The sequence below is a fragment of the Vibrio sp. L3-7 genome, from assembly GCF_963898195.1.
In the GTDB taxonomy this organism is placed as follows: domain Bacteria; phylum Pseudomonadota; class Gammaproteobacteria; order Enterobacterales; family Vibrionaceae; genus Vibrio; species Vibrio echinoideorum.
Map to the genome: position 1 here is coordinate 149,373 of NZ_CAWQUW010000005.1, position 12,989 is coordinate 162,361.

General features: G+C 42.8%; 10 protein-coding genes. All 10 read right to left on the reverse strand.

Translation table 11 applies throughout. The features are described from left to right. Window positions 1-24 precede the first annotated feature (24 nt). The gene (gene tssJ / locus AACW75_RS05925) at window positions 25-513 is read right to left on the reverse strand and encodes a type VI secretion system lipoprotein TssJ (protein WP_145570240.1); all 489 of its coding nucleotides are present in this window, start codon (window positions 511-513) and stop codon (window positions 25-27) included. Then, complete coding sequence (locus tag AACW75_RS05930) at window positions 510-1,460, reverse strand: FHA domain-containing protein (RefSeq protein WP_145570241.1); 951 nt, start codon at window positions 1,458-1,460, stop codon at window positions 510-512. The genes tssJ and AACW75_RS05930 overlap by 4 nt, the downstream gene beginning before the upstream one ends. A 3-nt stretch (window positions 1,461-1,463) precedes the next feature. After that, on the reverse strand, window positions 1,464-2,189 hold the full coding sequence (locus AACW75_RS05935; RefSeq protein ID WP_145570243.1) for a transporter substrate-binding domain-containing protein: 726 nt from the start codon (window positions 2,187-2,189) through the stop codon (window positions 1,464-1,466). Next, window positions 2,179-3,177: an ABC transporter substrate-binding protein gene (locus AACW75_RS05940; RefSeq protein WP_145570246.1), complete on the reverse strand. Its 999-nt coding sequence runs from the start codon at window positions 3,175-3,177 to the stop codon at window positions 2,179-2,181. Before AACW75_RS05940 ends, AACW75_RS05935 begins: the two co-directional genes overlap by 11 nt. Next, complete coding sequence (locus tag AACW75_RS05945; RefSeq protein WP_145570248.1) at window positions 3,174-5,741, reverse strand: MFS transporter; 2,568 nt, start codon at window positions 5,739-5,741, stop codon at window positions 3,174-3,176. The genes AACW75_RS05940 and AACW75_RS05945 overlap by 4 nt, the downstream gene beginning before the upstream one ends. 10 nt (window positions 5,742-5,751) lie before the next feature. Further along, entirely contained in the window at window positions 5,752-8,364 is a 2,613-nt protein-coding gene (tssH, locus tag AACW75_RS05950; protein WP_145570250.1) for a type VI secretion system ATPase TssH, read from the reverse strand. A gap of 39 nt (window positions 8,365-8,403) precedes the next feature. Then, window positions 8,404-9,342, reverse strand: coding sequence for a type VI secretion system baseplate subunit TssG (locus AACW75_RS05955; RefSeq protein WP_145570252.1), 939 nt, complete (start codon window positions 9,340-9,342; stop codon window positions 8,404-8,406). Between the two features lie 82 nt (window positions 9,343-9,424). Next, entirely contained in the window at window positions 9,425-11,176 is a 1,752-nt protein-coding gene (gene tssF / locus AACW75_RS05960) for a type VI secretion system baseplate subunit TssF (RefSeq protein ID WP_145570253.1), read from the reverse strand. Next, window positions 11,169-11,591, reverse strand: a complete 423-nt coding sequence (locus AACW75_RS05965) for a GPW/gp25 family protein (RefSeq protein WP_145570255.1) — start codon at window positions 11,589-11,591, stop codon at window positions 11,169-11,171. Before AACW75_RS05965 ends, tssF begins: the two co-directional genes overlap by 8 nt. Then, a complete protein-coding gene (locus tag AACW75_RS05970) occupies window positions 11,591-12,985 on the reverse strand; it encodes a type VI secretion system contractile sheath domain-containing protein (RefSeq protein ID WP_145570256.1) in 1,395 nt (464 codons plus the stop codon). The genes AACW75_RS05965 and AACW75_RS05970 overlap by 1 nt, the downstream gene beginning before the upstream one ends. Window positions 12,986-12,989: the final 4 nt, after the last annotated feature.

The following is a 12,989-nucleotide window of genomic DNA, read 5'->3' on the forward strand; positions in this document are numbered from 1 at the left end:
TATTTTTATATCTTGGCTTTTTTATTAAAAGATTTGCCACCAGCTGGAGTCAGGCTGTATCACGGCTAACTCTGCTTTCTTCCCTGTAATCGTTAACTCTAAGGTTTGTTCTGGATCGGAAGGCATCATCAAAACGGTCTTGGTTGTGCCATTTTGGTAATCAGCGAATTCGACCAGTGCTGCAATGTATTGAGTATTTTTATTGATATCTAACGTCAGTTTTTGTTCTGAGTTCGGCAGTACAATCGGTAGCACTTGTTTTGAAACTAAGTTGGCTGCCAATAACTGTAGGTCATTGTTGTATAAATCAATAAACGGCAGTTGCTTAAACAGTTGTTGATCCGTCAATTGGTAAAGCCTAACCACAACAGGATTGGCTTGGTCGTCGTTGTATTGGTTGACTGTCGCATCTGCTTTAACGGTCAACGAGTATTGAGTGACAACAGGAGCAGGTTCCGATGAAGAACATGCAGTGATCAGTAAACAAAGCGATAAGAGTATGAGACGTTTCATTCTCTCTCCTCACTTTGCTTTTGCATATTCTCCATAAACAGCGCTTTGAACTGACGTCTAAATTCTCCGTTGTCTTGGCGGTGTTGGAAGTGCTTTCTGTAGATCTTCCAATATTTCTTATCTTTGTTGGCAAAAATGCCGCTACTCACGTATTCACTAAACTGGTTCTCAAGCTGCTTTGGTGCAAATTCATTTAAGAACTGATCAACCGTCTGTTCTAATGCGTCGAACAGCGCTTTTTGTTGTAGCTGTGGGTTCTGTAAGTACTGTTGATTCTTCTCAGTTAACGTAATGAGTTTGTCGATCGACTCTTCAATACGGGTGTTGTTATCAACATTAACGGGTAAGTACTCTAACTCAGCAGGAGACAGGGAGTTACTATCGCGATGAGCAATTTCGTCGACTTCAATGTTGGGTACGACTTTGTCTTCGTCTAAGTCTTCAAAAGGATCAGATGAGAAGGGGTCGTCACTCAACACATTCTTCGAAGAGAAGTTTGAGGTTTTCTTAACTGTCGTGACTTGTGGTGCGTCATCTAAAAAATCCGTGTCGCTGTCATCCAATTTTAAGTTGAAAGGTTCTATAAAAGTTTCATCCTGTGTGGTGTTATTGACCGCGTTCATTTTCGGGTTACTCAACAGGCTCACTAGTAGTGTGTAGCTACCCAGTTTGATGATGTCACCATCGGTAATGACGTACTCTTTCTCTTTTGCCAACGATTTGTCGTTCAACGACACCCCATTGTTACTGATGTCTTTAATTACGTAACCACGATCTGTAGGGTAAAGCTGGCAGTGAGTTCTTGAGATCCATTTAGTTTGATCGGGTAGCGCAATATCACATGATGGAGAACGACCCAAGCTTCCGCCACTTTCGGGCAGATACGTTACTCTAGAGGAAACGATCTCTTCAGCAGGTACAGAAATCATGTGGACACTGATGGACAATGGCTACTCCTTGCACTTGGATATGGCTGAGTTAAAACTGTCTAAGAAACCTGAGTAGGTTTTAAGGAATCGATTCGAGAAGTAGACCCCCATATCCTTGGTATCTAAGTTCGTCGAATTGAAGTAATCGAGTGGTAAAGAGGCTTTGTCCAACTCTCTTTTAAAGACCAACTCATCCTCTAAAACAACATCAATTTCCCTTTGTTTTAAAAGTCTTAGTAATACTTTAGCATCTCGTGGCTGCTTAACGACGTTAAATCCATTACGTTTTAACCAAAACCATTTGTTTGAGCCAAATTTGGCAGAAAAGTTAAGGTTTAACTTTGACAATTCATCAACCTTCGGCTCCACTCCGGGGCCAAAATACCAATTCAAGGTTTGTTTTGCGATAGGTGCCGAGAGCGTTGCGTATTCATCACGTTCTGAGGTTTGGGTTGCAACGAAGAAACCGTGTTGGCTGCCACTATGAACACGCAATTGTGCATCAGACCAAGTGGTCATCGTAAGTTGGTAAGGTTGTCCCATCATGCTTAACGCGCATTTAACCTTGTCTAATACGATGCCTTGCATCGAAGCGTTTTCATAGGTTTGGTACGGCGGCCAATCTTGTGTGGTCAGCATTAGGCGAGATGGCCCAATTTTCACTTGAGCAGAAGCACTCATCGACCAAAACGTCGAGATGAGTAGGGCGACTAGCGATAATCTGATGGTAGAGGCTCTAGTTAACATCGTTAGAGTGTCCTATCACTTCAGAGATCTTCAAAATTGACACTGGCGGGTAATAGTCGAGCTTATGAGCGGCTTCGATATTAACAATATAGGAATATTGGCTAAGTGACTCTATCGGAATGTCTGAAGCTTTCTGAGTTCCTTTCAATATGTTCTTCGCTTTGTATCCAGCAAATTGACCAACATTGTAATAACGGCTGACAATACCAAATAAGGCTTTATGGTTTCTTATTGGGCTTTCGGTTGCCGAGAATGTGGGGATACCTTTTGAATGTAGCCCTGAGACGACTTCCCCTCCTTGGGTGATGATGTATGAATCAGGTGGTAAATAAGCCATATCGACACCATCACGTTTCATATTGTTTATCGTGAGGTTAATTAAGTCGCTGTTTGACTTACTTTTATCAATGTTTAGTGGGTACAACATAACACGCTTGTTATAAATTTCCGATAACTCCATCATTTTATTTGCGGTGATAATCGAATTATTTTCGTCAGCGTTATATATAACCCCAAGGCTTGAAATGTTACTGAGTTTTTCTATCGCTTTAAATTGTATTTCATGGGGTACGATGTGCGATACACCGGTAAAATTTCTATCGTCTGAAGATAAATCAGCAATCAACTTTGAGCCAACAGGGTCGGTCACAATACTGAACACAACAGGCGTTGGATTATTCATTCTAAATTCGCTGGGTTCTGTATAAGTCCCTAGTAAATTCAAGGTGATAGTCGTACCGAACGAATAAATGAGATCGGCATCTTTATATTCTAGCTCTCTAATGTGTTGTTTGAGCTGTGTTTTATCTCTATTTGCATCGAGAATGGTAAATCGAACATCAACATGTTGGGATAAATAATCCATGAAGCCTTGTTCAGCATCGGTTACCCCTCGCCATAATAAAAGAATGACATGTTTTTCATCACTTTTAGCGAAGGAAAGTGGGGTAATTAAAATAAAGCTAAGGACGAACACTATAAATCTCATGATTGAACCCCTAGCTTCTGTTTATCAGACTTCAGAAATATTGAGAAAAACACAATCAAACTAAAGGAACTCGCGAGTAATGACGCGCCAAATATAAGAATGGTTTGGTCGTAACCGAAGATACTTAAACAAACCCCAGCCAGCATTGGCCCCGCGATATTACCAATACGTTCAGTAAGCCTGAAAATACCAATGATTTTGCCCTTCTCAATGCCCTGACCAGACAGGAGGTCGATGACCAAAGGTATTTGAGGGGAAACACAGATGCCGTGTGCGATACCAATAATAATTACAATAAGTAGTAACCCTAATGTGCCTTGGAAAAAATAGAAGTTGAGCAAGGCAAGGGACGAAAGTAATCCGCCAATAAAAATAAAGGCCATTTTGTTTTTGAGTTTATCGACCAAAATGGCACTCAATGGCGAAATTAATATGATGGCAAGGCCGTAGGCCATAATGACACGGCCAGAAACAGAGCTACTTTCACCAAGGAATTGCAGATAAACAGGGCAGATGTAGTAAAGGAAACCAGTGAGTACAATCTTCGCTGGTATGGCGCTGAATATCGTGATTAAGGCAAAGTACTTATTACTTAGCAGCAGCTTGAAATCTTGTAGTTTGACGGGCTTGCTTGAGTTTCCGGTGTTTGATTTTTCAAAAAACACATAGACGAGTAACACACTGAGTGTTGCTAATAGTCCGGCGAGCATAAACGTTTCTGAGTACCCAAGTTTCTCCGCTAAGATTCCTCCGATAGCGGCTCCACATAAAGAGCCAGAGAAGAATGATGACAAGAAAGTCGCCATGCCTTTAGTGCGATTAGAATCATTGGTGGTATCGGACACATAGCCTTGCGCCGAAATGAACACGATGCCGTAACCGACTGCCGTAAAAGCGCGAGCGAGCAGCAAGAATTCTAAAGATTGAATGAAAGCCGTTGCGACTAAACCGATACAAGTGATCAGCCCCCCTGTCATTAATGAGCGTCTTCTGCCTACTTTGTCTGACCAATAACCTGCAAACGGCAGCGAGATAGCCCAGCAAAGCATGAACAGGGAAATGGGTAAGCTAGTGACTAGGTTTTCAGGTATCCAGCCGGTTGTGTTTTCTAGCGAAGAGACAAACCTAGGGAAAAAGGCCAGCGAAGACGCTTCTGAGAACACCAATAAAAATAGGGGTAAGCGAATGAATCGAAAGTCTTGTTTGTCGATATCTTGAGATGGCTGACTAGGGTTTAGCTTAGTAATGGCTTGATTCGTCAGGTTGAGCAGTTTGCCAATTTCATCACGAGTCGAGATCTTCGCCAAGTGATTCACAATGTCGCGGTTCACCAACATGAACACTTTCTTTACTTGGTTCCATGGCGAAATAATCATGAAATTACACATAAACAGAATGATTTCGGCAACCACAAGGCAAGAGGCGACCAAGACAGTAATCATGTCCATGACGCTTTCTTTGAGTAGGTTGATGATCAAATTGTTATCTGTGGTTACGTTCAATTGAATCGTATGACTGTTGTTGAGTGAGAACGTCGATTCTCGGATAGAAGGGTGCTCAACTTGTTCTGCCGGATAACGATAGGAAGTGCCAGACTGTCCCTCAAAGTTTATCGACAGAATCTCGCTATGGTGATCAACGAAGAAAGCAAATTCATTTTCTAGGCCATGCAGTTTGTCGTCAGGAACGCCTTTGTCGAGTAACCCTTTAATCATCTGATTTAACGAGTCGCCAATCAGGTTAGACTTTTGCTCGAGCTTAACCTCGTAAATCTGTGAAAATTTGTCTAGCGATTGGTAAGAAACCCCAAGGTTAGCAATTATCGTTAATAGGATAGCAAGAGAGATGATGAAAACCGGAAAGTGTTTTGTTTTCAGCTTTTCAAATTTTGACAGCGAACTTGGTGATTGTAGCGCCTTGTGAGCTTGAGTGATGGTTGGAAGTAACTCATCTGAATCGGTCGCGGATTCAAATATCGCAGTAGCGCTTTTCACCCGGCCTACAATACCTTCCAATAGGTATTTCAAGGCAATAAAGGCAAACAGGCAAGAGAGCAGTATCCAAATCGCCGAATAGAGGAACTGGAGTTTGAGTATGAAGGTTTTCTGTTGCTCTAACAGCGTTGTCGAATAGTAGAGCTTTACTTGGCCTTCGACTAAACCAAAGGAGTTAGTGATATCGAGCGATAGCTGACGGTCATTTTCTTGATTTCCCTCTCCGGTACCAAAGAGTCGTTCGCCCGAACTAGAGACGACCACCAAGGCGGTAATGCCGTCAACGATTTTTAAACGGCGATCCAACATACTTTGGATGTTGGATATCGCCGAGAGGGGTAAGCCTAAACTGATGGCCTGGTTGATATCGTTATGTGTTTCTTCCAACACAATCTCATAGATAGAATCTGAAGTTTCAGTGAGTCTTTTCTCGAAATTGAAATAGTTTAACGTAGCATTTAAGGTGATGGAAAACAGCAAAACCGCCATGATGGCCAACATCAACTTAACCCGAAGAGACAGGTTAAGTAATGAAGGTTTGGTCAAGTTTTGGCTGGCTTTGCTGTTCATTAGTTAAGACCTACTTAATAGATAAATCGAAGTCGGCACTGTTGTTGGTCGCGCTAACAGTGACTTGAGTTATCGGTTCGCTACGGCTGAGTCGACCAATACATTCTTCAGCCAATCTAGGCATCAATGAACGATTAATGATTTGCTCAACTGCACGGCCACCGGTCGTAGGATCGGTATTACGGTCAACCACGAACTGGATGAAATCTGCATCCCAAGTAAACGAAGCCTGATACTGCTCCGCAAGTTTCTTCTTGATTCGATTGAGCGAGATCTCTGTGATCTTCGCTAACTCTTCATCATTAAGCGGGTAGTAAGGAACAATAGTGGTTCGGCCTAAGAAAGCAGGCTTAAAGTATTGCTGCAAATCTGGACGAATGGCTTCAAGTAACTCGTCGTTATCGATACGGTCTGTGGTTTTAGCGCACACATCACAGATAGCTTGGTCAGCTGCGTTCGACGTCATAATGATGATGGTGTTTTTGAAATCGACGGTGCGACCTTCACTGTCTTTGATATGGCCTTTATCGAAGATTTGATAGAACAAGTCATGTACGCCAGGGTGTGCTTTCTCCATCTCATCTAAAAGCAGTACTGAATAGGGGTTGCGTCGGATTGCTTCTGTTAACACACCACCTTCACCAAAGCCGACATAACCGGCAGGCGAGCCTAGTAACATAGAGATCTTATGTTCTTCTTTAAACTCGGTCATGTTAATCACGGTAAGGTCGTTGCTACCTCCGTACAGTTGCTCCGCAAGCGCCATGGCAGTTTCGGTTTTACCCACACCACTCGGGCCACACATTAAGAACACACCAATAGGTTTACGATTATCGGTTAAACCGGCACGGGAGATTCGAATCGCTTTTGCGAGCTCATTCTTCGCCACATCTTGGCCAATTACTCGAGTATTAAGTTCGTCTTCCAAGGTAAGCAGCTTAGCGATTTCATCACTCATCATGTTGCCCACAGGGATACCAGTCCAATTGGCAATGACTTGAGCAATGGTGTTGTCGTCGACCATGGCATAAACAAGAGGTTCTTCCCCTTGAAGCTCCGCTAATTCAGTTCTGAGAGTATCGAGTTGTTTCTGTTTGTTGGAATCAACCGCATTTTGCTCTTGTTCTTCTGTTATCTCTTGTTGAACAGATTTGACTTGGTCGACTAACTTAATCTCTTTTTCCCAACGCGTGTAATAAGCAGCCAATGCTTTTTGGTTTTCTTCAATTGATAGAGTCAGTTCTTTGATTAACTCTGAACTGTTCGAGAACAACGCCTCTTCTTTCTCGAGCGCCGACTTCTCATTTTCTTGGTAACGAATGGTTTGTTCTAGCGTTTCCAATACTTCAGGTTTTGCACCTTGTGTCAGTGCGATTCGTGCACTGGCGGTATCGAGCAGACTGATCGCTTTGTCTGGTAGTTGGCGACTTGGTAGGTAACGGATCGATAGGTTAACCGCTGCTTCAATTGCTGATTCAGCGATAAACGCACCATGGTGAGCTTGCAATGAAGCGGCTACGCCACGCAGCATTTGCATTGCATCTTCGGCGTTAGGCTCTTCAATGGTCACGACTTGGAATCGACGTGTTAGAGCTGGGTCTTTTTCGAAGTACTTCTTGTATTCCGCCCAAGTTGTCGCAGCAATGGTTTTGAATTCACCACGTGCTAGCGCAGGTTTGAGAAGATTGGCGGCATCGTTTTGTCCGGCAGCACCACCTGCACCAATGAGAGTATGAGCTTCATCGATGAACACAATGATAGGAATTTCGGAGCTTTTTACTTCGTTAATGACGTCTTTTAGGCGGTTTTCAAACTCACCTTTAACGCTTGCACCAGCTTGCAGTAACCCAAGATCTAGCGAGTGAATTTGTACACCTTGCAACGCACTAGGTACTTCATCCTCCGCGATTCTTAACGCTAAGCCTTCGACAACAGCGGTTTTACCTACTCCAGGTTCACCTACCATAATCGGGTTGTTTTGGCGTTTACGACATAAGATATCAATCGCTTTTCTGACTTCGGCATTACGGCCAGAAATTGGGTCGATATTGCCGTCAATCGCTTGTTGAGTCAGGTTGACGGTGTATTTGCTTAATGCGTCGTTGCCAGCGGGTGTAGTGTCGACAGCTCCATTGGTAGAAGAGGCGGCAGAATTACGTGCAATAGGGGTTTTCTTGATCAGACCTTGCAGAGATTCTAATGACACACTGCTTAATGTTTCAAGCTGTAGGGTATTCACGCCGAGCACGTTTTGTTGCATCAGAGCCTGAATAAGGTGCAAGCTGACAATCTCTCCGTGTCCGTAGTTTACGGACGCAATCATCCAAGCATCTTTGATTAACTCGGTCAGGCTGTGGCTTAATGTTGGCTGACCTTCATTGCCTTTGGGCAACATAGAGATTTTTTTGGTCAGTTCATTAACTAGCGCGTCTAATGAAAGATTTTGTGATTCGCACAGCGTCATGAGCTTTGGATCTTTCTGGGAGATGAGTTGAAGAATCCAGTGTTCTGTTTCTATCGCTCCAACACCTTGGTTCATCGCCGCGCCCGCAGACGCTTCCAGCGCTTGCTTGAGCTCGGGAGATAGTTTTCCTACTAAGTTAGTGAGAGTTACTTGTGTCATAGTCAATTCCTTGTATCTCTATAATCTATACATTCCGTATTACGAACTACAAAGCAAAATCTTTACGGTTTCATTAGGGCTACGCTCAGGTGCAAGATAGTCAATTTCACCTAGGCGAGCAGCAATAGAAACATTGCTTGATAAACGGGGTCTGGTTAAATATGAACGCTTAACGTTCAGATAAATGGCAACTGGCGTGCTGTCTTTTAAGTAATGTTGGGTTAACGACAACACGGCCGTAGCAAATTGGTCATCTTGTTGAATTTCAAGAAACTCATTTCTGTTTTGTGGAGTAACAAAAAGACTCAAGTTGTTGAAATGGGCGAGGCAGGTTTTTCCAACTAAAAAACCTTGTCCTAAGCGACTGTTGAAATCACGATTAGTACCGATTCGAGTCAACGAATCTGCGGGTAAAAGGCGTCGTTCAAAAGCTTTACATTCAACCTCGATGGAGTAGGGGAAAAAGTCGTTTAAGATCTTTTTCAGCGTTGTAATACTGCGACTTTGTTGGCTCAGTAACAGTGAATATTGCAGGTACTCTTTGTGTGCTTTCCCTAACGCTGCAAAGTGATTTAACAATGCTGTTTTTTTCGGGTTTTGTTCGCTTTCAACAAGCAACCAACGTCGTGCATTGGTTCTATAGGTGATTTCAAAGTGTCGTTGATTAAACACGTCTAGAAAATCTTGCAGTGAATGATCTTCGTTATGGATCGCGGCTAACAATTCTTCGTAAATATAATTGGGTATGACACCTTTAACACCAGAGAGCGCCTGTTTCGCTAATCTGAGTTTTGCTTTATTCCCCTTTAACGAGAAGTACTGAATCTCTTGAGGATTGCCCGTCGGCATAGCCTCAGATTTTAATTGGATCTGCAACGGTGTCGTACTTTGGGATTGAAGTTGTTCCAACAATCTCATTGCCTGTGAGAAGTCGTACTTTTCAGGCTGAGTCGCTAAATCTTCGATGAAATGCTTCATATCATCTCCCTATGACCATCGTCTTGGCTATGCTTAGCTCGCATAGTTACTGACATTCGTAGAGCTACTGACATTCTCTGAGTTATAAGCACAATTGACTACCGTGAATTTTAGGGTACTTCTTGATCACACCATCTCGTCCGTAGATACGGACCTTGAGTTGGATATATCGGTCAAAGCTACAAAACTGCTGGAAGAAGCGATTCAACACATCGGCAAACGCTAAATAAGGGGAGGTCGCATCAAGTGTCAGTTCAATCTCGGTTCCGGGAGAGAACACGTTCTTGCCCAACACGCGAATAGCGGACACTTGGGAGTTGAATGTAATAGAGTGAATCATCTGGATTTCAGCGCTTGATACCTGTTCACGACTGCACAAACTCAACATGTGTTTAAGGTCGGCCACTGGATTACTTGATTGCACCAATGATGAAAAGTTGGTGTTCAGTAAGCTAATAAATTCCCAATGGATGTTTTGGTCTACTTCCTTTGTGATGGGTGCTGAAGGCGGATAAATAGGTGAAAAATCACCGGGCAAATCAATGCTTTCTAGGCATTCTAATGTACCGCTTACACCACAAGCTTGCTTACCATTCGTGCACAGTAGGCTAGTACCCAGTAGCTTACTAAATTCATTATCTGGCGTTTCAGATAATGAAATAGCGATGCTCATTTCACCGAAGTGATTGTGTTTACTTTGCCAGTAATCGTACTGTTGGTTGTGCGAGTATTTTTCTTTAAAAAGAGGGACTAACGGTATTTCACCGTTAGGCGTGATTTCATACACCTTCTGAATTTCAATGATTTCGATATTGTTGTCACTATGCGCGTCGGCATTGACTGGTACCGATAGAGTTCTGTGATCGTACGGGATCGGTTCGCCTGTTTGTTCAAACAAGTTAATTGCAGGTATCACATTAAGCTTGAAGACATCCTTATTGAATAGACGGATAAACTCAGACGGTAATGACGACATGAACAAGTTAATGATGATTTCAGATTCGTCAAATTGGCTGGCGTATTCGGCAAAGTTCTTAAGTCTAAAGAATTGGCGCTTCTCTTTAAAAAAGAAGAATTCGTTAATCAGTTGGTAACCCGTGAATTGATTACCGTGCTCAGGTAAAAACTTGAATTCAAGATCGCTGATTCGGTTCTTAAGCTGGTGGCTATCAACGGGAATGTGTCGAGCGTATTCACTGTCTGAAATTGAAATCGATAAGGTATTGCTGAGAAGAAGCTCAACTAGTGAGTCTGCGTTATTTTCGAAACCTTTGACGAAGAAGTCGAGGTCATTCAATTCTAAATGGCTAAAATGTACTTCTGGATCGCCAGTGCTAAGAGAGACCTGAACAACAGCGGAGCTTTGATTGGCTGACTTAGGCCTATTAAAGCTAAACGGCGCGCTTAGTGCTTTGATATTACTCAGGTTAAATGGGGCAATTTTGAGCTCGTCAACGGTTCTAAATAGACATTCGTTTTTGGTGTTGGTGCTCGAAAACAACGAGCCTTTTGGCAACGTACTTGATTCAATGGGGCCATCTTCGGCAAGTAATTCAAGATAAGCGACACTGGGAACCGTTTGAATATAAGAAGGGTAGAGAACACTCAAAATGCCTTCAATAACCTCAGGTAGTTGTTCAGAGAGCTTCTTTTCTACTTTCGCGTTCAATAAAGCGACGCCGTCTAATAAGCGAGCCATGCTCGGATCTTCAATCTTACCTTGATGAATATTGAGTTTTTCAGCGTGCGTCGGGTATTCCTGACCAAACTGTCCTAATGAACGGCGCACAAAGGCCAGTTCCTGCTCGAAGTAACGCATAATAGGTTCAGTCATAGTTATCTTCTTCTAAGGAGGTCGTTAAGTCGCTTAATGCGATTTTGGAATCAAAGATAAGGTCTTGTTCACCATAGCTAGTTTTAACCTTGGCAATGATGTTGAACGACAGTGAGTTGTCGCCTTCTTTACGTTCTCCGAGCTCAACGGATATGTCGTGCAGTCTTGGCTCAAAGCTTTTAATCCATGTTTCGATACGTAAGGTAAGCTGAGTCTTTTCTAAGGTTGCACTCAATAACTGAATATCTTCGATACCAAACTTCAAGTTGGAACGGTTTACTTCGACCAACCTGTTATCAATGTCTGTCAGTGATGCCTCGGCTTCTAAGAGTTTAGTGAGATGGAACTTGATGTCTTCGACCTCTGCATCCTTATAAGGCTTCGAATCACTGATGAAGGTCTTCCAAAAGCTCATTATGCCACCTCGTTCAGGTCGGTGGTCAGAACCACTTCACCACTGAAATAATCAAACTGGTATTGAGGAACGATGCGTAGAGTACAAGCGAAGCTGCCAGCTTGTGAACTTGACTCTGTGACACTCACCTTAGCGAAACTCAACGGGTATTTGGATAAGGTTTCTTCATTGGCAAATGAAACGTTACTTGAGAATTTCTCTATCCAGTGTGTCAAAAACAACTCACATTCTGTGGCATTGTTGAAGCTACCGATCATCTCTCTTACTTGAACTTTTAAGTAGTGAGCGATTCTGCAAGACATCAGTGTGGTTTGAATCTGGGTAAGCACTTTGTCATTGTCACTTTGTCCGCATTGCCAGATAGAATTGTTGCCATTGAAGTAAAATTTGTCGGTTAGAGGACTCTTCGTTAATGGAATAAAGCCACTCTGTGCGTAGAAATTCGACAGCTGTCCGAACAAACTAATGTCCGTTATGGGCTTTTGTAAATGGCTGTCGAAATAGTGATTCGCAGGGAGATTAATGACCGCCCCTTGAAGCTTGTCGTTCCAGCGAGATTTCAAAAAACCAAACCAATTCACACGATGAAATTCTCTCATGATAGTGGTCGCCAGCACCATATTGGCTAGCCCCCAGGAACCTTGGCCTTGCTCATTGTAAATGAAGCCAGATCGTCTATTTTTGTAAGCATCCCGAAGGCGAACTTGAGGTAGTGCCATACCAATAAAGCGAGAGCTGGGCTTGTTACGTAAATCTTGCCACGCTTTATAATCGGGACCTGAAAGAATCTTGTTGATACGTTCTATATCGGATAACCAATCAGCCCCATTTTCACCAAAAAATGTTGATACTGGTGAGAACAACATGGGACACAGTGTGGCTTCGCCTAACTTACCTAGCAGCTCTACGGTAAACAGATCGTCGTAATCGGCGTCAAAATCGATGTCCATCGAGATAGAGTGGCTGAATGTGATGCAACCAAAGGGGTGTCCCCCCAAGGTATTCAATTCGTTATTGCCTATCTTGTTATATAAGTCACTGGATTTGGTTGAATAGGCTTGATTGACGTCGCTGGAAATTTCTGCCCAATTCATATCGAGCAGCTTCACATGAGATCTTTGATAGCTGACGGGCAAGGAGACGAGTTGTTGAAGGCTTAGCCAGTTACGTTCTAGCTTTTGGAACTCTGGTTCATGTAAGACCTCATCAAGTTGTAAGCTGAGCTCTTTATCTATTGTTGATATAAGTGTTGATATCAATGAAATTAGTGAGGGTTTAGAGCTTAAGGAGTGTTTGTCTAGATCAGATAACAGAGATAAAGCCTCTTTCATAAAGGTATTATCTGTGTCATCTAATTGGTTGAATTTGTTTTGCCATTCTGTATTTAACTTCATACAA